General features: G+C 48.1%; 22 protein-coding genes. 12 read left to right on the forward strand and 10 right to left on the reverse strand.

The genetic code is table 11. The features are described from left to right. The first annotated feature begins 95 nt into the window (after positions 1–95). The 4 genes from LL912_RS13730 (at position 96) to LL912_RS13745 (ending at position 2,543) form a co-directional block, all read left to right on the forward strand. Positions 96–752 carry a DUF4878 domain-containing protein gene (locus tag LL912_RS13730; protein WP_235554148.1) on the forward strand — a complete coding sequence of 219 codons (657 nt, stop codon included), beginning with the start codon at positions 96–98 and terminating at the stop codon, positions 750–752. Between the two features lie 36 nt (positions 753–788). Next, on the forward strand, positions 789–1,199 hold the full coding sequence (locus tag LL912_RS13735) for a nuclear transport factor 2 family protein (RefSeq protein ID WP_235554149.1): 411 nt from the start codon (positions 789–791) through the stop codon (positions 1,197–1,199). A 115-nt stretch (positions 1,200–1,314) separates the two neighbouring features. Continuing rightward, positions 1,315–1,863, forward strand: a complete 549-nt coding sequence (locus LL912_RS13740) for an inorganic diphosphatase (protein WP_231007725.1) — start codon at positions 1,315–1,317, stop codon at positions 1,861–1,863. 14 nt (positions 1,864–1,877) lie between these two features. After that, a complete protein-coding gene (locus LL912_RS13745; RefSeq protein WP_235554150.1) occupies positions 1,878–2,543 on the forward strand; it encodes a hypothetical protein in 666 nt (221 codons plus the stop codon). Here LL912_RS13745 and LL912_RS13750 read toward each other — a convergent pair. Continuing rightward, complete coding sequence (locus LL912_RS13750) at positions 2,524–3,318, reverse strand: C40 family peptidase (protein ID WP_235554151.1); 795 nt, start codon at positions 3,316–3,318, stop codon at positions 2,524–2,526. The two genes, LL912_RS13745 and LL912_RS13750, sit on opposite strands and share 20 nt — an antisense overlap. 294 nt (positions 3,319–3,612) lie before the next feature. On the opposite strand from LL912_RS13750, the gene LL912_RS13755 reads away from it, so the two are divergent. The 3 genes from LL912_RS13755 (at position 3,613) to LL912_RS13765 (ending at position 5,170) form a co-directional block, all read left to right on the forward strand. After that, complete coding sequence (locus LL912_RS13755; RefSeq protein ID WP_235554152.1) at positions 3,613–4,191, forward strand: RNA polymerase sigma factor; 579 nt, start codon at positions 3,613–3,615, stop codon at positions 4,189–4,191. Next, complete coding sequence (locus tag LL912_RS13760) at positions 4,184–4,546, forward strand: hypothetical protein (RefSeq protein ID WP_235554153.1); 363 nt, start codon at positions 4,184–4,186, stop codon at positions 4,544–4,546. Before LL912_RS13755 ends, LL912_RS13760 begins: the two co-directional genes overlap by 8 nt. Positions 4,547–4,705: 159 nt before the next feature. Further along, positions 4,706–5,170, forward strand: coding sequence for a hypothetical protein (locus tag LL912_RS13765; RefSeq protein WP_235554154.1), 465 nt, complete (start codon positions 4,706–4,708; stop codon positions 5,168–5,170). Here LL912_RS13765 and LL912_RS13770 read toward each other — a convergent pair. From LL912_RS13770 to LL912_RS13800, 7 genes are all read right to left on the reverse strand, one after another. Further along, a complete protein-coding gene (locus LL912_RS13770; protein ID WP_235554155.1) occupies positions 5,167–6,546 on the reverse strand; it encodes a UDP-N-acetylmuramate--L-alanine ligase in 1,380 nt (459 codons plus the stop codon). The two genes, LL912_RS13765 and LL912_RS13770, sit on opposite strands and share 4 nt — an antisense overlap. 155 nt (positions 6,547–6,701) lie before the next feature. Then, positions 6,702–7,214 carry an Ig-like domain-containing protein gene (locus tag LL912_RS13775; protein ID WP_235554156.1) on the reverse strand — a complete coding sequence of 171 codons (513 nt, stop codon included), beginning with the start codon at positions 7,212–7,214 and terminating at the stop codon, positions 6,702–6,704. Between the two features lie 29 nt (positions 7,215–7,243). Beyond that, positions 7,244–8,902, reverse strand: coding sequence for a RagB/SusD family nutrient uptake outer membrane protein (locus tag LL912_RS13780; RefSeq protein WP_235554157.1), 1,659 nt, complete (start codon positions 8,900–8,902; stop codon positions 7,244–7,246). 49 nt (positions 8,903–8,951) lie between these two features. Next, complete coding sequence (locus LL912_RS13785) at positions 8,952–12,362, reverse strand: TonB-dependent receptor (protein WP_235554158.1); 3,411 nt, start codon at positions 12,360–12,362, stop codon at positions 8,952–8,954. Positions 12,363–12,474: 112 nt separating this feature from the next. Beyond that, a complete protein-coding gene (locus LL912_RS13790; RefSeq protein WP_235554159.1) occupies positions 12,475–13,542 on the reverse strand; it encodes a FecR family protein in 1,068 nt (355 codons plus the stop codon). A gap of 166 nt (positions 13,543–13,708) precedes the next feature. Beyond that, positions 13,709–14,317, reverse strand: coding sequence for an RNA polymerase sigma factor (locus tag LL912_RS13795; RefSeq protein ID WP_235554160.1), 609 nt, complete (start codon positions 14,315–14,317; stop codon positions 13,709–13,711). Positions 14,318–14,467: 150 nt separating this feature from the next. Beyond that, a complete protein-coding gene (locus LL912_RS13800; RefSeq protein WP_235554161.1) occupies positions 14,468–14,992 on the reverse strand; it encodes a DUF1905 domain-containing protein in 525 nt (174 codons plus the stop codon). A gap of 73 nt (positions 14,993–15,065) precedes the next feature. Here LL912_RS13800 and LL912_RS13805 point away from each other — a divergent pair, with 73 nt between their 5' ends. After that, a complete protein-coding gene (locus tag LL912_RS13805; RefSeq protein WP_235554162.1) occupies positions 15,066–16,667 on the forward strand; it encodes an NAD(P)/FAD-dependent oxidoreductase in 1,602 nt (533 codons plus the stop codon). Positions 16,668–16,711: 44 nt separating this feature from the next. Here the strand turns inward: LL912_RS13805 and LL912_RS13810 are convergent, their stop codons facing one another. Further along, entirely contained in the window at positions 16,712–17,701 is a 990-nt protein-coding gene (locus LL912_RS13810) for a zinc dependent phospholipase C family protein (RefSeq protein ID WP_235554163.1), read from the reverse strand. Positions 17,702–17,836: 135 nt separating this feature from the next. Between LL912_RS13810 and LL912_RS13815 the strand changes: the two genes are divergently transcribed. The 4 genes from LL912_RS13815 (at position 17,837) to LL912_RS13830 (ending at position 21,367) form a co-directional block, all read left to right on the forward strand. Continuing rightward, the gene (locus LL912_RS13815) at positions 17,837–18,772 is read left to right on the forward strand and encodes an ABC transporter ATP-binding protein (RefSeq protein ID WP_235554164.1); all 936 of its coding nucleotides are present in this window, start codon (positions 17,837–17,839) and stop codon (positions 18,770–18,772) included. A gap of 5 nt (positions 18,773–18,777) precedes the next feature. Further along, complete coding sequence (locus tag LL912_RS13820; protein ID WP_235554165.1) at positions 18,778–20,055, forward strand: ABC transporter permease; 1,278 nt, start codon at positions 18,778–18,780, stop codon at positions 20,053–20,055. 648 nt (positions 20,056–20,703) lie between these two features. Then, positions 20,704–21,030: a DUF2752 domain-containing protein gene (locus tag LL912_RS13825; RefSeq protein ID WP_235554166.1), complete on the forward strand. Its 327-nt coding sequence runs from the start codon at positions 20,704–20,706 to the stop codon at positions 21,028–21,030. After that, positions 20,990–21,367 (forward strand): TM2 domain-containing protein, encoded by a 378-nt coding sequence (locus LL912_RS13830; protein ID WP_235554167.1) that lies wholly within the window; start codon positions 20,990–20,992, stop codon positions 21,365–21,367. The genes LL912_RS13825 and LL912_RS13830 overlap by 41 nt, the downstream gene beginning before the upstream one ends. Here the strand turns inward: LL912_RS13830 and LL912_RS13835 are convergent. Next, a complete protein-coding gene (locus LL912_RS13835; protein ID WP_235554168.1) occupies positions 21,364–23,391 on the reverse strand; it encodes a TonB-dependent receptor plug domain-containing protein in 2,028 nt (675 codons plus the stop codon). The genes LL912_RS13830 and LL912_RS13835 overlap by 4 nt on opposite strands. Positions 23,392–23,527: the final 136 nt, after the last annotated feature.

A 23,527-nucleotide genomic window follows, 5' to 3' on the forward strand; every position in this document is an offset into this window, starting at 1 on the left:
CGGTTCATCTTTCAACCCACATACCTTATCCCGGTGATCCGGCACGCTATCTGTAATTAAGTACCTACATTTGCACTCTAAAACCAATTTACATTATGAAAAAAATTATTCAGTTGCTGCCCGTTGCCCTCCTGCTGGTAGCAGGTATTGTAGGATGTCAATCAAGCAATGACCCCAAAGCGGTCCTGGTTCATTTCTTTGAACTGCTTGCAAAAAAAGATATCGACGGCGCGGCAAAGCTGGCTACGAAAGACAGTAAATCCACACTGGACATGATCAAAAAGGGAATGGATATGGCTCAGAAAATGGATACCGCTGCCCAAAAAACAGACCCCGCAAAAGAATTCAGGGATGTAGAGTTCGGCGATCCCCGTATTTCCGGCGATACAGCATATGTTAAAGTAAGCAGCAAAAGTAAAAAACAGGATCCTTCCGAGATATCCCTGGTGAAGGAAGACGGCCAGTGGAAGGTAGATTTTTCCATGGCAGCACTGATGAAAATGGGCATGAACAAAATGCAGGAATCCGGGGGTGCCGAAGGACTGGAGCATCCCAATGTTTCACCGGAGCAGGTAGAACAGGCACAGAAAATGGCCGACAGCGTTTTAAAGAATATGGATCCTCAAAAGCTGAAAGAGATCGAGGGAATGGTAAATTCCGAGCAGGCGCAAAAAATGGCGGATAGCGTTTTGAAACATGTGGACCCTAAAAAGGTGGAAGAGATCCGGAAAAGCCTGGAAAAGACAAAATAAGCAGTAAGAGAGCATAAAGTTGTTTATCTTGCAGGAATGAAAAGAACTGGTTTTTACTTTTTGTTCCTGCTTTTTTTATTGCCCGCCTGTTTGCCCGACAAGTCGGATAAAAACGAACCTGGTGATTCGGATATTGATGCCGCCCGCAATTTTATACAGGCCGCCCTGAGGGGGAATTTTAAAAGCGCAGCCACCTATATGCTGCATGATTCGGCAAACGACGAACGACTGGATGCTGTGGCCCGCATGCCACGCAGTTCGGATGAAAAACAAGGGCTCTGGGATGCCTCTATCAATATCCATCAGCGCAAATTGCTGAACGATTCTGTAAGCATTATCGTTTATTCCAACTCCTATTACAAAGACAATAAGGACACGCTGAAAGTAGTGAAGAAAGACGGAACCTGGCTGGTAGACTTTAAATACCTGTTTGCCCCCAACAAATAAACCGTCTGCAAGAAATAGAGGCTGAAGAACATTCCGATTAAAAAACTTGTTATTTTTGATTGAATCGAGGAACGGGAAACTGACGATCCCTTATCGACAAAAAAATATGAATACGATGGCAACAATCACACACCCATGGCACGGAGTTAGTTATGGAGCAGGCGCACCGGAAATTGTAAATGCAATCATTGAGATACCGGAGGGGTCACGTGCTAAATACGAAATTGATAAAGAAACGGGATTGTTAAAACTGGACAGGGTCATCTATTCATCCTTCCACTACCCGGTCAATTATGGCTTTATCCCCAAAACGCTTGGACAGGATCATGATCCGCTGGACATCCTGGTACTTTGCTCGCAAACCATCCGCTCCTTTTGTTTGGTAAGAGCCAAGGTAATCGGCAATATGCAAATGATTGACAGCGGTGAGCGTGATGATAAGATCATTGCTGTAGCCATTGACGATCCTTCAGTAAACCACTACGAAAACATTGACGAACTGCCGCATCATTTCCTGCTGGAAATGCGTAATTTTTTTGAACAATATAAAGTGCTTGAGAGCAAAAAAGTAGAGATTGATACCTTCCAGGATAAGGAAACGGCATTATCCATTATTTCGGAAGCGATCGACTACTACAAGAAAAAGTTCAAAGAAATGCCTTAATTACTGTTTTTGAAATGAAGCACCTGCTTGCCATTCTGTTTTTTGTAGGCGTTGCCGCATCGGCTTCCGCGCAGGAACAGTTTTATAAAGTGGTGAAGGAGTATTTCAGGGTTAATCCGTTTGCCGGGCGGTTTTCGGCCTTTGTGAACGCCGTTAAAACGGATCCGGAATTAAAAATTACTGACGATACAGAGAAAACAGATACCAGCCTTTTTAATATACAGGGCGATTATAAAACATTTAACCCATTTGCCATCCGCGCCCGGAGAGTTGAAATGCTCTTGGGAGAAAAAGAGCTGGTCATCCGGCAGCGGAACCAAGTGCTGGATACCTTTGTTTTTTATCAGATCACCGGTTTTTTCGACAGTACCGTTCAAACAGCAAAAGCGGTACAAAAGGAATATAAACGGATCTGCAAAAAAATAAAAAGAGACCTCCCGCAGGGAGAAGAAATTTTACTAACCCAGGTCAAGGGCATCCGCAACGGCGCCCTTACCAACCTTACATCCAGGGGATCTGCATCGCCACCGATATCGATTGGCTGGTATTTAAAAAACGATGGCGAACTGGCATTGTTGGTTGCCCTTCGAATGAACTACATCAATAACCGGGCAGTTCCCCGTGGTGGTTATTTTTCCCTCAGGCAATATATGAACTGGTTTACACTTCCGGCGGATTAAATTGGGGCATGCGCTTGATCAGTTTCAGCTGGTGCGTACGCTTTCCTGTATCCTGCCGGATGATACCCTTTTTATCGATCGTATCAATCCGCACATTCCCCGATGCATGAATAATCCTGTCTGGCCCTAACAGGATGCCCACATGTACAATTTCCTGGCGGTCATCAAAAAATGCCAGGTCTCCTATTTGTGCATCCTGCAGTTTTTTTACCAGCTTGCCTTCCTGGGCCTGCTGCCAGGCGTCCCGCAGTAATGCAATCCCGGCCATTTTAAAAATCGTTTGCGCAAAACCGCTGCAATCTACGCCCAGTATGGTTTTACCGCCCCACAAATAGGGAGCATTCAGCCATTGGCGGGCATGCTTTTCAATGGCCGCGCGATATTCCTCCGGGTTTGCAGCAGGTGCGGCAACGGCACCCTGGTAATGGTATTCCCAAAACCCAACCTTCCCGCGGCCCTGAACAGGTTCCCAGATGCTGGCGCCCATGGGGATGTGCATTGGCAATCCGTTCACCCCGATCGTATTTAACAGATCGCCCGCCAGCGCGGGCATTAGCGGGCTTCGGGCTGTTTCTTTATCGATTTCATGAAGCATATGATGGGTAACCCATCCCTTATAACCATCGTAGAGGCTTCTTACCTTATACCAGCCTTTTTCCTTAAACGACAGGATGGCAACCTTTTCACCAAACAACAACTGGTTCACCATTTCATATTTATGATGCGGCTTCTTCCGAACCGGTGCTACCGGCATTACCACGATCCCATATTTCATAGCTTTATTTTTTAAAGAAGGATAAAGATAGGCCCCTTCGGGAATTTAAAATTAAGAATGTAAAATATTAAATGTAGAAGTGATAATGCCGTTGCTGCTCCGTGAACTTCCTCCAGTAGGCATTCTACAGGCGTTAGACGACAGGTAGACAATAGACCATATCTGACATCTGGTGTCTGATATCTTGTATCTGGCATCTGATATCCAACCCTAATATTCGATCGTTTAAATTCCAAAGGGTATGGAATCCGGGTATTCTTGCATCTTATTAATAGTTTAAATACCTTTATTTGCGTGAACCAAAGCCGTTATGACCATATAGGCGACCAGGAATTACTCCGCCGGTATCTGCAGGACCACGACAGTGTGTGGCTGGGCGTGCTCCTGGAGCGGTATACATTGTTGCTTTTTGGTGTATGCATGAAATACCTGAAGGACGAAACTGAGGCACAGGACGCCGTTCAGCAGATCTTCCTGAAGGTAGTGCAGGAAGTACATAAGTACAAGATCGATTATTTTAAATCCTGGCTGTATACGGTGGCCAAAAATTATTGTCTTACAGTATTACGCGATAAAAAACGGAATATTCCGGTAGCGCTGACGGAAAACGTTCAAATTACTGATCATCCGGAAGAGGCCCATGAAAAAACACCCATCAGTCCAGAACTTTTGCAAGATGCCCTGGACGCGTTGAGCGAAGAGCAGCGGCAATCGGTAATTTTGTTTTACCTGAAGAAAAAGAGTTACCAGGAAATCAGCGCATCGGAAGGATATAGTCTGTTGCAGGTAAAAAGTTATATTCAGAATGGTAAACGGAATCTGAAATTGCTGATCCAGAAAATGCTTAAAAAAGCAAAGAAAGAGAATGGCTGAAGATTTAAAAGACATATTATCCCATTTAAATAAAGAGGTGAGCCAGGAAACCTTGCTCCGGTATCTAAAGAAAGAACTGGGCCGGGAGGAAGAGCACGAGGTAGAGCGGCAACTGCTTGAGGATCCGTTTTACAATGATGCAGTGGAGGGTTTGCAGGACGTGGAAAATCCGGAACGGCTACTGCTGATCGCCGAAGCCCTGAACCGCGACCTTAAAAAACGCACAGAGAAGAAAAGAAAGGAGCGCAGCAAACGACACCTGCAGCCGCAATGGTGGCTTTATTTTTCCATTCTGATCCTGCTGATCCTGCTGGTGCTGATCTATCTCCTCCTTCATGGAAGAATGCCAAGTTGATTATAATCAATGAATTGCCTTTTAAAATCGCTTTTCTGTGCGTTGAATGTGCAAAAAATGAACTCAACATTAAGTTTGTATTAAGTTTACATTAATTCTGTTAACAGGAGCCTGCAAGCGCTGTTTACGGTTGTACCTTTGCAGCATAAATTTTTTGTTATGCAATGGAAGACTATTACATCCAGCCTTGGGAACACCGGATTTGGATTGTGGTACAATGGTCAAAAAATGCTAACCCTCGCATACAAACCGAAATCGGATTCGGTTTACCTGGAATCAAAAGATGGGGAAAAAAGACTGTTTCATTATAAAAAGAAAGGCCTTTTTAAAAATAAGCGGGTATTGGAGAATGAGTATGGAGCAGAATTGGGAAAAATCTCCAGGGAAGGACGTCAGAAATATATTGAAGTAGACGATAAACGGTTTTACCTGAATTTTAAAAATGACAATAACAATGTTATTGAAATTATTGACGAAGCCGGACAAAAGCCGGTAGCCGTTTGCTCCGTTGAAGGCGAAAACCCGAGCGATGCCACCAATTACAGCCTGCTCATGGTCATGTGCTTTTACCTTTTCCAGCCCAAAAATTATAATCAGATCGCCGCAGCGAGAGCTGCTGTTTAAAGTTCGCTGTAGATTTTTTTAGCAAATTGTTCCAGCGAGGGATCGCGTGCTCCCATTAAAAGCAGGGTGGTACCCGGTTGCAGGTGACCGCCCGCTGCAGTAAGCAGCTGATCCCGGTTTTCTACAAAATACGCATTTTTACCTTCGGCTTTCAGGTCATTGATCAGGTCGCCCGCAGAAATATCCTTTGTGGTGGTTCCTCCCGCATAAAAGATTTCGCTCATCCAGATCTCGTCCTGTGGTCTTAATGCATTGCCGATCTCTTCCACAAATTCTTTACGTAAAAATTTGGTAGGTGTATACCCATGGGGTTGGAACCATGCCACTACTTTATCTGAAACCGGCTGGCAGGACCGGATAGCGGCGGCACATTTGACCGGATTATGCGCAAAATCATCTACCACCCAAACCCCGTTCTTCTGCCCCAGCACCTGCGCCCTCCGGTAAATACCTTCATATTGTTTCAATGCATGGGCTGCGGTTTCCAGGGGCACACCAGCCAGAGCAGCGGCCGTGGCAGCTGCTACCGCATTCTCCATATTATGATGTCCCAGCAGGTTCAGCTCAAATAATTGACCATTGAGCATAAAGGATATTTGGAATCCCTCCTGTTTAAAACCGGTTGCCTGGAATCCGGCGCCGGCACAGTTTTTATCCGTACAGAAATCATTTACAGGGTCCGCAGACAATTTCAGCGAATGTGCATTCGACCGGTTTACAGAAAACCGGTTGCTGTTATGCTTAAAAGTTTCAAACACCTGCATCAGCTCTTCCAGTTCCTTATGATCTTTTTCGATATTCAGTAATAATCCCACTTCGGGATGATATTGCACAATGGATCCGTCGCTTTCATCCGCCTCGATCACCAGCCAGTCTCCTGCGCCTACAAAAGCATTGCCAATTCTTCCCTTTTTGATCAGTGCAACCAGCCCGGCTCCGCTGATCACTGAGGGCTGCAGGCCTCCTTGTTGCAGGATATCAAACAACATACCTGTAGTGGTGCTTTTGCCGCTGGTACCGCCTACGGCAATGGTCTTTTTACTCGCGGCAATCAATGCCAGCAATTCAGAACGACGGATCACGGGGATATTCAGCGCTCTTGCTTTCCGGATCTCTTCCACTGTATCTTCAATGGCGGTTGAGGCTACCACCAGGTCGGTATCCGCAGTGATCCCTTCCCCGTTCTGTAAAAAGCAGCGGATGCCTTCAGCTTCCAGTTTTTCTTTTATATCACCGGCCTTTCCTTCATTAAAAAAACGGTCGCTCCCGGAAACGTTTTTACCAATACCCTGTAAATACTGTGCAATAGCGCTCATGCCGGCACCGGCCACACCAATAAAAAAGGGGGTTTTGAATTGTTCTAAACTGGTCACCATAGATGGCAAATGTCGGTAAAAAACAGATGCCATTGTTTCAGAAAAAGCAGGAACTGCCGCCTGCTTTGCAAATCCGGGCAACCGCGGGATCCGGAAGATCAGCGAATACAGATAACCTGAAAATTCTTCAGGTCAGGTGCAGACGTTGTCCCATTCTAGTTAATTACCAGCGGTCGCAAATGCCCGTTGGCAAAGGTATCTACAGTGTATTGTTCCGTGGTATTGCCAAGGATGTGGATCGTTACCCTTCGGGAACCCGGAGCCGCTGCATTGAGCAGCTTCACATAAATCGTATCTTTGGCTTGCACGGCTTTTGAAAACGTAAGGGAAAAACGGCCATCACCGTCAGGCTGCAACGCCGTGCCATTCCGGTCTGTGATTTCAAAATCGGTTCCCCGGACCGCGCGGTTGGATATGCGTGCCGTATCGGCGATATAATACGCCACAGCATCATAGTTGCGGGTAAACGATGAATAAAACTGTACCGGCAGCTTTAACAATCCTGCCTGGCTGCGCTGCACCCGAACGGTGTCATTGGTATTGGGATAAAAGACCAGGTAGTAGTGATGCGCATACTCCTCCACTCCCTTCGGGTAATCTTTGTCTTCACAGGACGCCAGTATATATAACAGGCTAAAAACAACGGCCATATATTTGATCCATTTCATTGCTGAAAAATTTAATACTTAAAATAAGGTTATTGCCAATTGGGGTTTTGCACCACGTTATTATTGCTAAGGTTAATTTCATTCTGCGGTACGGGATACAAATAGTCTCTATTTGTCTTAAAGCTGCGTGCGCTTGCCGGTTCTACTACCAATACCTGATCGCTGTTTAAGGTAAGTACACTGGGATCTTTTGTAGTGGTCCATTCACTTTGAATGTATTTTGCGCCCAGCAGCGCTTTGGGCAATACGGTTTCTGCGGTTTTCCAGCGCATCAGGTCATCATAGCGAAAGCCTTCCAGCGCCAGCTCAACAGTCCGCTCTCTCCGGATCTCCTCCCGCATACTTAGGTTATGGGCGTTTACAAAACTGTTGCTGAGTTTTACATTCAATCCTGCGCGGGTCCGTAGCAGGTTTACCGTTTTGTCCAGCTCTTCGTCAGAGATCGTTTCGCTGAGCTCGTATTTCGCTTCAGCATAGGTCAGCAATACTTCCGCATAGCGGATCAGGATCCGGTCGCCGGTGCAAATGCTCCCCTGCCCGTTCTCCTTATAAAATCCTTTCTTGGTACCATAGGCTGTACGGCCCGCCTGGTTGATCTCTGGTATCCAGGGCCGGTCAAACGAAGGTTCTTTGTACATGTAAACGGTTTGGGCCAGTCGGGGATCACGGTTTTCCAGCACCGTATTGTAAGAGGTTTCATTGCCTTCAGGCACAAAGTAGACAGAGCGCTCGGCTGAAGTACTGTTATCCGTATTAAACGCGGGCAACCCGTCTGCATACAAGTACATCCGGATCAGGTTGCGGGTAACGGCAAGCGCCCCATTGGAAAGCTCGCTGGAATGGTTATGCGTAAGGATCGGGTTGGTGGAGCTAACCCCATATACTTTTACAAAAATATTTTCCTTGTTGGCCGGACCGTCGCCTTCCAGGCGAAACAGGCTTCCGTAGTCGGCAAAAAGCGTATGCCCTTGTTTCATTGCATTGTCGGCGGCTTCCACTGCTTTTTGCAGGTGCTGCTGCCAGCCTTCCTGTCCTCCGTGAAACTTTAACCGGGTACCCTCGTAAAGCGCCACCCTGGCCTTTAATGCCCAGGCAGCACTTTTCGTAACACGGCCGTAATCGGCGGCTGGTAATTGCGCCATGGCGGGCAGCCAGGCCGCAGCAAAATCCAGGTCATCATAAATCTGCGCAATCACCTGTGCCCTGGGTGTACGCGGCATATACAATTCGGGTGATCCGAAATCCAGCAGTTTCAGCAATAGCGGCACATCCCCATATTTCTGGAGCAACTGGAAAAAATTGTAGGCTCTGAAGAAACGCGCCTCGCCAAAATAGCGGTTCTTCACCGCATCGGAAACATTGGCCTTCCCGCCCTTCGTTAACATATTATTGGCCGTAAAAATAATGGTATAGGGGCCAGACCAGTCCGTGCTGGTAGCTGGTATGCCCCGGGTACCATTGCTGATATCGTTAAAGGTGGTGGCCCGTGCATCATCTGCCCGTACATCGTTCCAGTTGGGCAGCAGTTGCTGATACAGGCGGTTGGCAGCGCCTTTCAGATCGGCTTCCGTATTCCAGAATTCGTCATCGGGGAACAGCGACTCCGGTTTGCGGTCGATGGAACAGGCGCTAAAAAAACAGGTTATAAAAAGTACAGCAGCCATTAAGGCAACAATGCTTTTTTTCATATAAATATTTTTATCGTGATTCAATTGCTTTTTTTTAGTTGCAGAGCGGTTAGAGGATCATGTTTAAACCGACGGATACACTCCGGTAGAACGGATAAGCGGTGGTTCGTACATCATTGGGCACTTCGGGGTCAAATATCTTCAGCACCTTCGTGTGCTCCCACAAATCCTGACCCGAAGCATATACCCGAAGGTCCTTTATGGCTCCGCGCTTCACCGGAATTTTATACCCGATCTGCAGGTTTTTAAGACGGAGGTAGTTGCCGTTCTGTGTCCAGCGGTCGGAGGTGAGGTAGTTAAAACTGGCCTGCTGGTACATCCTTGCAAAATAAGCATTGGGATTATCCGGTGTCCAGCGGTCCATATGTATGGTAGAGGCTTGTTCTGCTGTACCGATATAGGGCACCATCGCCGTGGGGTTCACCACAAACTTGCGGTCAAGCACACCCTGGAAGAACACCGAAAAATCGATCCCCTTCCAGTTCAGCCCCATGTTAAAGCCATATGCATACCGGGGATTCGTGGTCCCCAGGTATACCAGGTCACCGCGATCCTGTGGCGTGGCGCTGCCAAAATTGATCTTATTGTCTCCATTCAGGTCTACATACCGGATATCCCCCGGCGCTGATTTTACCGGGAAACTGGCGTTGGGTGGTACCTGTATGCGGCTGCGATAATCATCCGCTTCCTGCTGTGTTTGAAAAAAGCCATCGGTCCTGTACCCCCAAACCGTGTTCAGCGGATACCCTTCCAGCAATGGGGTGATACCACCCTGTGCGCTCGCATCCAGGTTAATCACGTTCAGCCCGTTGTACTTTACCAGCTTATTCTGCATATCAGAAATATTGAAACCGATATTATAGGTTACATCACCCCATTTGTCATTCCATTTTACATCCAGCTCCGTACCCCAGCTTTTCAGTTCGCCGGTATTATAGAAGGGTGTGGCCACCCCGATGATACTGGGCAGGTTTACCTTGGCCAGCATGTCTTTATTGCGCTTCACGTAGTAATCGGCAGTTAACTGAAGCCGGTTCCGGAACAGCGCAAGATCTATCCCAATATTCATTTGCTGTAATGTTTCCCAGGTTACAAAGGGTGATGCCAGCACTTCCTGGTAATAATACTGGGCTCTTGCATTGTTGAACACCAGGTTGTTCCCGGAGGTAAGCGTAGCCAGGTAAGGGTAATAACCCAGGGGAGAACCGTTACCAAGCTCACCCCAGGAGCCCCGCAGTTTCAGGTCATTTACAAAGGCCAGGTTGTCTTTGATAAAGGATTCGTCGCCCAAACGCCAGGCGGCAGAAAAAGAAGGGAATAGCTGCCAGCGGTTTTCCGGTGCCAGGCGCGAGCTGCCATCATACCGGTAGGATGCTTCCAGGAAATAGCGGCCTTTATAATCGTAATTCACTCTCCCGAAGGCGGAAGCCAGTGCCCAGGTGCCGATATCCTGCCGCGACTGGAGCGTAGTGGGATCACCAAAGCTCACATTGAACACTTCGTTATTAAACATCCGTTGTACACTGGTGGTCAGCGAATCTGCCCGGTATTCTTCATAAGATCCGCCCTGCATCAACTTTATATGATGATCATCCCCGGCATTCAGCTGGTAGGTCAGATAGCCCTGCAGGTTGTTCTGATAGCTTTTTGCTTTGATCACCGTGATGGAATTGGGATCATTGATCATCCCCCTGACCGTATTCTTTGAACGGCCATACCAGAAGATGCTCCGGTTATGCGCTTCGGAGGTCAGGAAACCCTGGTTCCTCCAGCCGATCACATCCAGTGTAAGCCCTTTTACCACATTTTTTACCTGGAAGCCCAGTCTGGCCGTAAGGTTTTCCAGGTTCGACCGTTTGAGCCCTGCATTGTTTTCTATATCTACCGGGTTCAGCATCAGGTCGCCGTTATAGCGCTGCCCGGTACTGTCCTCAGCCGGCACGTAAAGGGGCTGCCGGGTACGGCCGCGGTAGATCAGGTTAATGATGCCATCTGTACCATAGGAGTTTTCATCGATCACCGAGCTGATGTAACCCAGGTTCACCTTCATGCTGATGTATTTGTTCAGCTCCGCGTTGATATTGCTCCGCAGGTTGTAACGGTCATTATTATCAGGACCATACCGCAACACCCCGTCTCTTGTATAAAAGCTTCCCATAACCAGGTAATTCAGCTTATCGGTGCCGCCGCTTACCGACAGCGAATAGTTCTGCATATGGTTGATTTTATCCATGCCCTCCTTGATCCAGTTAGTATTGGCGAAGTATTCCCAGCGATCGGTTGCAGGATTGGGGCGGTACCATAAATTGGGATTCCGGATCCACTCGCGCTGCTCGGCATTATATTCCGGCGACCCGGTGGCATTGGCACGCGCCTCGTCGATCAGGATTTGTTCGTCCCAGGAGTTCAGCCGCTCCGGCATCCGGGCATTGATGTTCCACCCATAGTACCCGTTAAACGTAACGCGGGTTTTACCCAGGGCTGCTTTTTTCGTAGTGATCAGTACCACCCCTGCCGCTGCCCTTGCCCCGTATATGGCAGAAGCTGATGCATCTTTAAGCACCGAGATCGATTCTACTTCATTCGGATCGATCAGGTTGATGTTTTGCTCAATTCCATCCACCAGTACCAAGGCACTGGCACCGTTTGAAGAAGTGGCACCCCTAACCTGGAAACTAATACCTTCAGCCCCCGGCTTACCGCTGGACCGGGTAACGGTTACTCCAGGCACAACGCCCTGCAAAGCAGCCGTAACATTGGGTACCGGCCGGTTTACCAGGTCCTTACCCCCCACCTGTGCTACCGCACCACTGAGATTGATCTTTTTCTGGGTTCCATACCCGATCACTACTACCTCGGCTGCTTCCTGTTGTTTTTCTTTTAAAACCACACCGATGTTTTGAGAACTGGTTACTGGTATTTCCAGGTCTTCATATCCCACATGCGAAAACACCAGTACGCTTCCGCCCGCCGGAACACGGATGGAAAAACGGCCTTCGCCGTCGGTGGCAATGCCCGTGGCGCTTCCTTTGATCTTCACTGAAGCCCCGATCAGCGCTTCGCCCTGTTCATTTTTTACCGTACCCGTAATCGTAATATCCTCCTGCCGGGAAATGGTGACCAGCGATGTGCCGGTTACCGAAAAACCCAGATTGGTGCCCCGCAATAACTGGGTGAGCACTTCATTTATCGACGCATTTTTTACGGAAATACTGATATTTTTTTCCACCGGTACATAAGAAGAGCTGTACACAAACCGGTAGCTGGTTTGCTGTTCAATCATCCTCAGCACATTGGCCAGGTTTTCATTCTGCGTATGAAGGGAAACCTTTTCCTGTGAAAATACCTTCGCCGAAACATTCAACGCTAGACAGGCGAAAAGAATCGTTAGTTTCATGAATACAATCCATTTAAAGACATTCCGGTACCGGGAATGCCGCAGAAGCAAATAATAGTTCATATTTTTGTATTTTGATCGTAATAATGGATTGAATGGCGTATGTTGGAGCATGGGCCACCAATCTCTTTCAAGTCAAAAAAGTACGGGCGGTGCGCAAACACCGTCCATTTTTTTATTTTGCGATTGTTATTTTATTTCCCTGTATGTTGTATTTGAAGTTCTTTGCCTGTTGTAAAGCAGTTAATGCCTGTTCAATGGTTTCGTTTATAAAAACGGCTGTAAACCGGTAATGTCCGATGTCCGGATCATCGAAAACAATCTCCACCCCATACCATTTTTCCAATAGTTCTTTTATGTCCATCAGTTCCTGGTCCTGAATCACAATGCGGTTCTGTGTCCAGGCTGTTTCTACAATGGTGCTGTCCCTGGTAAGGGTATATGGATACAGGGTCATTTCGGGAAGATGATGTCCGGAACCGGAGCGGTCTGTTTCCGCATTCTTACCGGGAAGTTTCCGGTTGTAAACGATCTTCTGACCGGGCTTTAGCGCAATGGATGCATTACCGGTTTGTGTGGTTTCCATTGTAACCGCCCCTTTCAGCAGCGTTACCTCCGACGAGGCATCATTGTCATAGGCTTTTACATTAAACTCAGTACCCAGTACTTTTACCTTCAGATCGCCGGTATACACGTTAAAAGGCTTGTTCCGGTTATGCGCCACACTAAAAAAACCTTCTCCGTTTAACAATACATCCCGGTTGGTGCCATTAAACGCCTTACGCACCGATAGCCTGCTTTGCGCATTCAGCATTACCATGGTACCATCGGGCAATACGATCTTCTTTCGTTCCCCGCTGCGGGTCGTATACACGGCCAGGGGCGCTTCTGAGTAAACACCCGGCGCCCGGTGTCGCATGCCCAGGTACACCCAGGTACCCGACGCCAGCAACAGGAATACCGCTGCCACCCTGAGCCAGGTTTTGCCCGGGAGCCGCATGCCCCCAAACCGGTTGATCTTCTTTTCAACCGCGGCCAGCCGCGCATTCATCTCCGGCTTGTTCCCACTCAGCATCCGGTACAGACGCCGGGCTTCCTCAAGCACCGCTTTCTGTTCAGGATGTGCTACCATGTATTGTTCCCAGTAACGAACGCTTAGGGCATCAGTACCGGCACAATACTGCTGAAAACTGCTGTCGATTAAAAAGTCCTCTGCATTAAAATTCGTTCGGTCAATCGTCATAACTACTCAAAAATGGCAATAGCACCCATTATACTATATCAGTGCCCGGATCTTTGCCGTTTTCCTAAGAAAAAACAAACTTTTTTTATTTTTTTTGAATTGCCGCGTAAAAGACCCTGCAGCACAGGACACCCGCTTCTTAAAACGGAGACCATGGTTGTTCTACTCAGGATGCACCCAGTTCTTTTCTTAATATTTTCAGTGCATCATAGATGGTATTATAGGCGGTTTTAATGGTTTGATTGGTTTGCGCCGCGATCTGTTCATAAGAAAGGCCATCAAAAAACTTCAGACAGATCAGCTGCTTTTGCCGGTACGTAAGCTTTTCGAGGGCGGTTTTTAACTGCTCTTTTACCAGTTCATCCGTTTGTACCCTCACAATAAATTCCTCGTAGCTCATCTCCACCCATTCATCTTCCTTAAAAGAGTTCAGCAGTGCATCGTTTATTTTGCGTTTGCGCTCCAGCAGGCGAAAAATCTTCCGCTTTACAAAAGTGCGCAGGTAGGCTTCCACCTGCTCCACACGGCCAAATGACCGGTGTTTTTGCCACAATGTAATAAATACCTCGTCGGCGCCCTCGGCAGCTATTGCTGCATCGGCACATATGGTTATTCCAAAATTTACCAGCGGATAATACAGGTCTTTGTACAGATCAAAGAAAGCTTCCTTGTCCCCGTTAATGATCCGTTCCCACAACAACTGGCGCTTTAAATGCTGATCCGTTCGCATGTATTGTTTTAATGAAGCAATCATACCGGTACCCCGGTTTGGCACAAATATCGGTTTAATATTTATCCCGGGATCTAAGACCGATATCATTCTTTTTGTATGGGCTTATTTCCAGCCGGGAAAAACGGCAGCCTAAGGTTTTGTGGAGCAAAGAGCGGATCCATGCAACGGGCTGCGGGGCGGTTCCTGTTTAAATCAAGCCTCCTTGTTTTTATAGAACCGGATCATCTCGCCGTAATCCCATTTCCGTTGCAATCCGTATATACACCGGGCAATACGGGTGACTTTCGTGGCATCTGTTTTTGCAGCATCCACCCATTTGCTAAAATAATGCTGGCGCGAGGGTACCAGGGACCGGAAAAACGCCAGTGCCTCCGGTTCTTCAGCCAAACAATCCAGCAGTTCTTGATTCAACACATACTTTTGGGAATCCAGTTGCAACTGAAGGTTCACTATGGCTCCTTCTTTTTTACGGATACCCTTTCGCATGGCAGCATTTACCGGCAGGATAAAATTACCGCCGCCCATGGGCAGTAGGGAAGCACCTGCAATCTTATGATCGTCGATGGCCCCCTTCACCTGGAAGATCTTTTTATTGCCCGGCAACAGCTCCGCTGCCAGATCAGCCGGAATCTCCACATAGGTCCAGCCGGTTTTTTCGCCGTTTTCAGCAAACTTCAGCAATCGGGTGGTTAAAGAAATGGTAGCCTTTTTTTTCATGGTGATAAAGTTCAGGCATCTGCCGTAAAATTTTCATTTCTTTGTAAAAATTTTCCGGATAAAAATCGGACATATGCAGCAGACCATCACGCTTCGCGTAAAGCCTGAAGAGGCGGAAGACGCAGCACAACTTCTCTCCTATATTGCCCGCGCACCGGGCAGAAAGCCGGGAACCGTTTCGGGATATACGGTTTTAAAAAGTTCCATTGATGCCAGGGGGCGCCAACCCATGATCCAGCTATCGCTGCTGGTTTATATAGATGAGCCCGCGCAGGAACGGGAACTGATCCGGGCGGTATATAAAGATGTACATAAGGCGGCCCGGGAGGTGATCATTGTAGGAGCCGGACCGGCTGGTCTTTTTGCTGCGCTGCAGCTCCTTGAAAAAGGCATTAAACCCATTGTGCTGGAGCGCGGAAAGGATGTGCGTACCCGCCGGCGCGATCTGGCCGCTATCAATAAACAGGGCATTATGAATCCCGAAAGCAATTATTGTTTCGGGGAGGGTGGTGCCGGTACCTATAGCGATGGTAAATTGTATACCCGCAGCAATAAGCGCGGCGATATCAATAAAATTCTCAACACGTTTGTACGCTTTGGTGCCGAAGATAAAATATTATACCAGGCGCATCCGCATATCGGCACGAATAAGCTGCCCCAGATCATTACGGCAATGCGTGAACAGATCCTGACAAGCGGCGGGGAAGTTCATTTTAATAAAAAGGTGACCGGCTTTATTACTGACAAAGGCGTTCTTAAGGGTGTAACCGCCGCTGACGGCGATGCGTTTACGGCTGCTGCAGTAATCCTTGCAACCGGTCATTCTGCGCGCGATATATTTTACCTGCTGCATCACGAAGGGCTGCTGATCGAAGCCAAGCCCTTTGCGTTAGGCGTACGGGCAGAGCATCCGCAAACACTGATCGACCAGGCACAATATAAATGCGCGTCCCGCGGTGCATGGCTGCCACCTGCTTCCTACAGCCTGGTGCAGCAGGTGGGCGACCGGGGCGTGTTCTCCTTCTGTATGTGTCCAGGTGGTATCATTGCCCCGGCAGCAACGGATCAGCAGGAGATCGTGGTAAACGGATGGTCACCTTCCAAACGCAATAATCCTTATGCCAACTCTGGGATTGTGGTACAGGTAGAAGCAAAAGACGTATATGCGATCCCCGCATTTAAAAAAGCATACGGAGCTGTATTGGATAGTCCCCTGTTCCTGCTTTATTTTCAACAGTGGGTAGAGCGGCTGGCCTTTAAAGCGGGTGGTGGTAAACTGGTAGCGCCCGCCCAGCGCATGGTTGATTTTTGTGAAGGCCGCATTTCGCAAAGCCTGCCGGATTGCTCTTATTTGCCGGGGCTGCATTCCGCTCCTTTATGGGAGGTGTTGCCCCCCTTTGTAACCACCGCCCTGCAACGCGGTTTCCAGCTCTTCGGCAACAAGATCAAGGGCTACTATTCCAATGATGCGGTGATTGTAGCTACCGAATCGCGCACCTCTTCACCGGTACGGATCCCAAGGGATACAGAAACCCTGGAGCATCCGCAACTCGCAAATCTCTATCCCTGCGGAGAAGGCGCCGGGTATGCCGGAGGCATTGTAAGCGCGGCAATGGATGGCGAACGGGTGGCGAAGACGATTTGTTTGAAGCTGGGGTTGAGAATTGAGAGTTGAGATCGAGAATCGAGACTTAGAATTTATGATTTAGCGTTTCGCCGCTAGTCTCTCGTTCTGAAATTATTACTGATCAGCCAGCCCTTTTCAATCAATTGATTTTTACGGTAGGCCTTTCGCTCCTTGCGAAACTGTTTCTTCTTATAAGTCTGTGTCACCAGGCTGCTCAGGTCGGGCCTGCCGGCATCTACCCAGGCAGTATACCAGAAATCGGACAAGGCATTGGCACTGCGGATCAGTTGTTCGTCAACCGATCCTTTTAATGCCTTATGAAACGCTATGGCAAATTCTTTAGAATAAAACCGGCGGTTCTTTCCCCAGCGGAATTCCCAACGGTATTTCCGGGACGTATCAGTAAAGTTCTTAGATACCTCCTTTTCTGTGGCAAACATTACCGGAAGCAGGGAATGCGTATGCTTCAGGATGTCCCAGATCGCATTTTCTACAGAAGGCAGGTACTGCGCTTTATGCCGGCTTCTGATCGCAAACCCGGCCAGCTCCGTTTCGGGGATGGTGGTTTCCCAAAGATCATGCAAGCCCTGTTGGTTCGTCAGCTGTCCGTCGTAGTTGATCGAAGTATGCAGGGGCACATGCGCATCACCGATATAATGCCCGAGATCGGTAGCGTAGAAAATAATGCTATCCTTGTTTTTGTTCCGGAACGCTTCCGTCAGTCTCCGTTGTGTTTCTACCACTACATAAGGCAGGGTGCCGTATTTTTTCAGGGTGTCGGCGGTGTATTTTGCCACGGCATCTTCCCATTTATGCGGAATAATATCGAAGGCATTATCTCCGTAATATTCGCCATCCAGGAAGTGTTTATTCCCCTCCGTAGGGTCCACATTCCTCCGCTGATCCGGCCGGGGTGCATTGTACACCAGGCTGTCTATATTTGTATAGAAAAAGGCCTGCATTTTTTTGGGCAACCCATAAACCGCCAGCTGATTTACCGTGCGATGTACGAGAAACCCCCAGCTGCTCAGGCCTATAGCCAGGGCTATCAACAGTATTACGATCCGCTTATTTTTATTCATATTTTAAAATAGTGCTGCAAAGGTGCGATAAAATCTCCAAAGCGGAAACCAAAGCCCGCAGTGGCGGTCTTCTTATCATTTAATTCACCCGCAACCGGAGGTGTTTACTATATTTACATCCTATAAATCATTTTTATGGACTTACTGCAGGTTGCTCATCTAAAAAAATATTTTGCCACCCAAAAGGCGGTAGATGACATCAGCTTCTCCATCGCAGAGGGACAAATCTTTGGACTGTTGGGACCCAACGGTGCCGGAAAAACGACGCTGATCCGCATGATCACCGGAATTTTTTATCCCGATGCCGGAACCATTACGCTCGACGGTAATCCTTTTGATCCCATTAGCGATATCGGCAAGATCGGGTACATGCCCGAGGAACGGGGTCTGTACAAAAAAATGAAGATCGGCGAGCAGGCGCTTTATCTGGCCCAGTTAAAGGGGTTAAAAAAGAAGGAGGCCGTTGAACGTTTGAAGACCTGGTTCGCCAAGCTGGGAATGGACTCCTGGTGGAATAAAAAAGTGGAAGATCTCTCCAAGGGCATGCAGCAAAAACTGCAATTTGTGACCACCGTTTTGCATCAGCCCCGGCTGATCATCCTCGATGAACCATTCAGCGGGCTGGACCCGGTAAACAGCAACCTGATCAAAGACGAAATCTTCAACCTGGCACGCAACGGTGCCACCATCATCTTCAGCACGCACCGGATGGAACAGGTGGAAGAAATCTGTGATCACATCATCCTGGTGAATAAAGGACAGAAAATCCTGGATGGCACCGTACAGGGAATCAAACAGGATTTTAAGGAACATCTTTATAAAATTTCTTTTGCGGATACGCCGCCTCAAACAGCAGCACCTGGTCTCTTTGAGATCAAACAGGCCTCAGCGGACACGCTGATCATCCAGAAACATCCGGAGGTCAGCAATAACCAGGTACTGGCGCATTTCCTGAACACCGGTAATGCCATCGAATCCTTTAATGAGCTGCTGCCCTCGCTGAACGATATTTTTATCCGCCAGGTGGAGGGGACCCCACTGGCACGTCAATTTCAAACGATTCAAGACTGATTTTCATGAATAAGATTGCATTAATCATACAACGGGAATACCTGAGCAGGGTTCGCAAACGGACCTTCATCATTACCACGCTGCTGTTTCCCCTTCTTTATCTGGCCCTCATCTTCGGCACTTCTTACCTGTCTGAAAAAGCCGGCACCCGGCTGAAGATTGCTATTGTTGATTCATCCGGAAGCTTTACCCAGCAACGCATCGACAAGGCCAATAAGGATTTCCCGAATAGTACCTTAACGCTGGTAAAGGACGATCCTGCGGCGCTTGAAAAGCAATTTGAGCAAAAGGGGTTCGACGGCTACCTGGTAATACCGGCCAATACGATGATAAGCCATGCCCCGGATCAGCTGGTGGTCAAATCGAAAAAAACGCTGGGCACCGTATCAGATGTGCAAACCAAGCTCAACGCCATCTGGAACGAGATCAAGTATGAGAACCTCGGCATCGACACGCTCAAGCAACAATTGCTCAATCACAGCCAGCTGGAAATAAAATCGGAGAACACGGAGCACAAAACAACCGACGCCTCCCTGGCTTACGGCATTGGCTTTGTATCCGGTTTCCTTATTTATTTTATCCTCATCATTTACGGAGCCCAGGTAATGATGGGCGTAATGGAAGAAAAGACCAACCGGATCGCCGAGATCATTGTTTCCTCTGTTAAACCCTTTCAGCTGATGATTGGTAAGATCATCGGCATTGCCTGTGTAGCACTTACTCAATTCCTGCTTTGGATTGCCTTTATTTTTATTATCTACAACGCTACCAAGGCCGGGTCGGGAGCACTGAACAACAGCGCTCTTACCGGTGCCGTAGGCGGGATACAAAAATTATTCACCGATACCAATGTGCCCGCTATTCTGTTTTTGTTTATCTTTTATTTCCTGGGCGGATTTTTCTTCTACGCTTCTATTTATGCGGCCGTAGGCAGCACTGTAAATGAGGATATGCGCGAGGCACAATCGCTCAGCTTTCCCATTACCATGATCATCATTTTCGCATTCTTTATTATGATGACAGCGGTAAAAGATCCCGGCGGATCACTGGCGGTGTGGGGCAGCATTATTCCTTTCACGTCCCCGCTGGTAATGATGGCCCGCGTACCTTACGGCATACCTGGTACGGTCCCCTATTGGCAACTGGCATTGAGTATGTCGGTACTGATCGCCTCCTTCCTCTTTGTAACCTGGTTTGCCGGGAAAATTTACCGGACCGGTATTCTGATGTATGGTAAAAAACCGACCTGGAAAGAAATGATCCGCTGGGCAGTACGGAAATAATTTTGTTTCATGCCTAACGTTCAAGGTTCCATATTAGATCCGGTTTTATACTTGATGTAAGGGGTTAGGTATTAGATGCCAGATACGAGATATCAGACATCAGTGTCAGACCTGAGATATTAGTGTTGGGATGCCAGACACCACATATTAGATGTCTATTGCCTGAGATCTGTCATCTAACATCTATGAATATCGGCCAGAGGAAGTTTACGGAGCAGCAACGGCATCCGCACTTTTTCATTTAATGTTTTTTATTAAACATTTTACATTCCCGGGGTAAGGTTTAAAGTTCCACCTTAGGTTGTCGTTTCTGCCTGGAGGGCCTCGCTGCTCCCTGTTCACTACTCGCCATTTCCTATTATCCTCAATATCGACCGGAGGAAAGATCACGGAACAGCAACGGCATTATCACTTCTACATTTAAAATTTTTCATTGGTTATTTTACATTCCCGAAGGGTCGTCCGTATTTGACGTTTGTTTTTTGTCTTTTGGATCTTGCAGCACCTTCATTTTCACATTCTCACATTCCCTCATTTCCAAATTTTCAAATCCCCATTAACCCTTCAACTTATCAATTAACCGCCGTTTGGCTCCCGCTCACCGATATCGGCTGTACAAACAGCACCAGAGTTTTGTAGATTTGTTCTATGAACCTGCGGGCATTCATCATAACATACAGAGAAACGATCACCTGGAGCGCGGTATTGCTCCTGCTGTTTTTTATGAATACAGAAAGCAGTTTCTCATTTTGCCCGTTCCGGGCCCTGGGCATCAGCTGGTGTCCCGGCTGCGGCATCGGGCATTCAATGCACCACACGTTGCATCTCCACTTCAACACCGCCTGGCAGGAGCATAAACTGGGCATTCCTGCTACAGCGGTACTGATCTGGCAAACCATAAAGTCACTACCCATCACCAACAAAAACAATAATTATGAACCAGGAACAGGTATTACGGGTCATCCCGGATATTGAATACGATGAATTAGTAACGATCCTTAACATCAGCCGCGACATGAGCGTACCGCAACAGGAACAATTCCTGATGCTGTACCAGCGGAGAAGAAAATCGCGCCAGGAGCTCCTCTTATTATCCCTGCTGGGATTTGTAGGTGTGGCGGGTATTCACCGCCTCATCATCGGCGACATAGCATTGGGGATCGTTTACCTCCTAACAGGCGGGCTGTGCCTGATCGGTACCATCGTTGATATCATCAATATCAATGCGCTTACCACCCGTTACAATGCCAAACAGGCCTACGAAGCCGCCGCATTGGTAGCTGCAGCGTTTAACCAGCCCCGCAACTTTTAATTTTTACGCAACCGTACTGCGGCACCCGCATAATAATTTCTAAGGGGTGCCGCATTATAATAGCGCCCCCCGGCAGCGTTGATGTCATTCCCAAGACTATAGGTTTCGTTCAGCAGGTTATCAACCCCCGCATATACATTAAGCTCTACCGCTTTCAACAGTTTCCGGCATCCCAGCTTTATTCCCAGCAGGTGATAGGCCGGTGCTTTCTCCGCGTTAGCGTCGTTCAAAAAAACCGCAGCTGCCGTGTAATAATTCACATCGGTATAGATCCCTGGTTTCAGCACCAGGCCCAGTTGCGTATTCAGCGTATTCATGGGCACACCCGGAACCCAGTTGCCGGAATAGTTCTGCGTTGTTTTTACAAAATCGCTGTATTTAAAATGGCTATGCGCATAGTTGGCAGTAATGTTCAGGTAGTTCACCCAACCTGCATTCAAGAAATGTGTATAATTGGCATATAGTTCCGCACCCTTTTGACGGATATTGCCGGCATTGGTAAAATAATCTGCCCCGGAGGAATCCCGGCGCTGCACCAGGGCCTGGCTCAGGTTAAAGTAAAAGCCTGTAGCTTCCAGGTGCAGCTGTCCGCTAAACAAAGTTTTCCTTGCCGTAAGCTCGTAATTCCATCCGTGCTCCGCCTTCAGATCCGGATTGATAATGGTGGTAGAGGGCAGCACTTCCGCCACGGTGGGTGGCGAAAAGCCCCGGGATACGGTAGCCAGCAGGTCTAGCGGCCGGAACTTTTTCAGTATTGTAAACCGCGGCGCCACTTCATTATTATAACGGAATACCTGTTCGGTAACCGGGTATGCGTTCAGTCGGGAAAACAGCAGCCGGCTTCGGTTCAGGCTTACACCAGCGGTATAACTCCAGCTTTTCCAGGAAAGGATGCCCTGGGTAAAAATGCTATAGGTGCCGATGGTTACATCATCGTTGGTTTGCAGGGTATCCGGCCGGCCATTTTTATTGTTCGACACCCGGATGGTGGAATAGCCCTGTTGTGCCTCTACACCGGTGCTCCATTGAAGAGCGGCCACTCCCCATTTTTTTTCAAAATCAAACACCGTACGTCCTCCGAAATGCGGTTCCTTGCGTTGTTCATAGTTGCGTACCGCACTGTTTTTAACCAGTGCATAGGCCCCATAGCCGGTGGTTGTATTGCTCCAGTAGGGACCGAATTTTTGTTTATGGGTTACCCCTGCGGTGATCGTTTTCTGCCAGATAGCGGCGTTGATGTCGGCTGCACCCGGAAAGGCTCCCGCTTTGGGGCGCGCCGCACGCGGGTTCTGTTGATATTCTTTTAATGTAAGGCCCCCCGGTGTCTGGTAATACAGATCTGAAAAAAGCACCGAAGCGATCAACTCCTGGTCCTTCCATTTCATCCGGGTATTCCAACTGAAATTATTCCGTTGCATAGCCGACTGCGCCCGGTATCCGTCTGACTGATCATGCGCATAGGTTACGGTATTGATATAATTATCTTTCTTCCAGGTTCCATCCGCCAGGATATGATGGGCATTGTAACTGCCGGTAAAATATTCAACGCCTACACCACCTTCTGTGGCGGCCGGCGGTTCAATCAGGATCAGGCCGCCCGTGCCGGCGCCGTACATGCTCGAGGCCGGGCCTTTAAACACCGTAAGTGCACTAAAATTATTAAACGCCAGCTGGTTGAAATAGGTATTGCCGCCCGGATCGGTAAGCGGGATGCCACCCCAGTATACTTTTACATTTCTTACTCCAAAAGGCGACCGGAGCGAGCTGCCCCGGATATTGATCCGGTAGCTTCCGGGAGAACGCTCTTCCATGCGCACCCCTGCAATGGTATTCATTGCGGTTACCAGCGAGCTTTTGCTGGTGGGCACGGAATATTCCACCCGGTGCACCACCGCCGTTGTGGCCTCATTTTTTTGCTGAAATGCCTGTACGGTAACAGGTGCAATGGTTTTAACAGAATCGGTTTCCTGGGCAAAAAGCAGCTGCCCGTTTAGCAGCAACAGTAAAAATATAAAATACCTCACGCTATAAAAATGCAACTTTTTTGCTGAAGAACGAATTTACAAGACCGACTTTTTGCCAATGGCGTCTCCGGGGTCATTCAGCATCTCCCTGAAATCAGCGATTTTGCCTGGCGGTACCTTGTTGTATATTTGAGAC

The sequence above is a fragment of the Niabella agricola genome, from assembly GCF_021538615.1.
Taxonomy (GTDB): Bacteria; Bacteroidota; Bacteroidia; order Chitinophagales; family Chitinophagaceae; genus Niabella; species Niabella agricola.

Excerpts from the sequence above, each read along its gene's own strand:
- LL912_RS13830 (WP_235554167.1), top strand. The coding sequence starts at position 20,990 with ATGAACCAGGAACAGGTATTACGGGTCATCCCGGATATTGAATACGAT.
- LL912_RS13770 (WP_235554155.1), bottom strand. The coding sequence starts at position 6,546 with ATGGTGACCAGTTTAGAACAATTCAAAACCCCCTTTTTTATTGGTGTG.
- LL912_RS13765 (WP_235554154.1), top strand. The coding sequence starts at position 4,706 with ATGCAATGGAAGACTATTACATCCAGCCTTGGGAACACCGGATTTGGA.
- LL912_RS13745 (WP_235554150.1), top strand. The coding sequence starts at position 1,878 with ATGAAGCACCTGCTTGCCATTCTGTTTTTTGTAGGCGTTGCCGCATCG.
- LL912_RS13775 (WP_235554156.1), bottom strand. The coding sequence starts at position 7,214 with ATGAAATGGATCAAATATATGGCCGTTGTTTTTAGCCTGTTATATATA.
- LL912_RS13785 (WP_235554158.1), bottom strand. The coding sequence starts at position 12,362 with ATGAACTATTATTTGCTTCTGCGGCATTCCCGGTACCGGAATGTCTTT.
- LL912_RS13790 (WP_235554159.1), bottom strand. The coding sequence starts at position 13,542 with ATGACGATTGACCGAACGAATTTTAATGCAGAGGACTTTTTAATCGAC.
- LL912_RS13730 (WP_235554148.1), top strand. The coding sequence starts at position 96 with ATGAAAAAAATTATTCAGTTGCTGCCCGTTGCCCTCCTGCTGGTAGCA.
- LL912_RS13800 (WP_235554161.1), bottom strand. The coding sequence starts at position 14,992 with ATGAAAAAAAAGGCTACCATTTCTTTAACCACCCGATTGCTGAAGTTT.
- LL912_RS13760 (WP_235554153.1), top strand. The coding sequence starts at position 4,184 with ATGGCTGAAGATTTAAAAGACATATTATCCCATTTAAATAAAGAGGTG.
- LL912_RS13735 (WP_235554149.1), top strand. The coding sequence starts at position 789 with ATGAAAAGAACTGGTTTTTACTTTTTGTTCCTGCTTTTTTTATTGCCC.
- LL912_RS13820 (WP_235554165.1), top strand. The coding sequence starts at position 18,778 with ATGAATAAGATTGCATTAATCATACAACGGGAATACCTGAGCAGGGTT.
- LL912_RS13780 (WP_235554157.1), bottom strand. The coding sequence starts at position 8,902 with ATGAAAAAAAGCATTGTTGCCTTAATGGCTGCTGTACTTTTTATAACC.
- LL912_RS13810 (WP_235554163.1), bottom strand. The coding sequence starts at position 17,701 with ATGAATAAAAATAAGCGGATCGTAATACTGTTGATAGCCCTGGCTATA.
- LL912_RS13825 (WP_235554166.1), top strand. The coding sequence starts at position 20,704 with ATGAACCTGCGGGCATTCATCATAACATACAGAGAAACGATCACCTGG.
- LL912_RS13805 (WP_235554162.1), top strand. The coding sequence starts at position 15,066 with ATGCAGCAGACCATCACGCTTCGCGTAAAGCCTGAAGAGGCGGAAGAC.
- LL912_RS13750 (WP_235554151.1), bottom strand. The coding sequence starts at position 3,318 with ATGAAATATGGGATCGTGGTAATGCCGGTAGCACCGGTTCGGAAGAAG.
- LL912_RS13740 (WP_231007725.1), top strand. The coding sequence starts at position 1,315 with ATGGCAACAATCACACACCCATGGCACGGAGTTAGTTATGGAGCAGGC.
- LL912_RS13815 (WP_235554164.1), top strand. The coding sequence starts at position 17,837 with ATGGACTTACTGCAGGTTGCTCATCTAAAAAAATATTTTGCCACCCAA.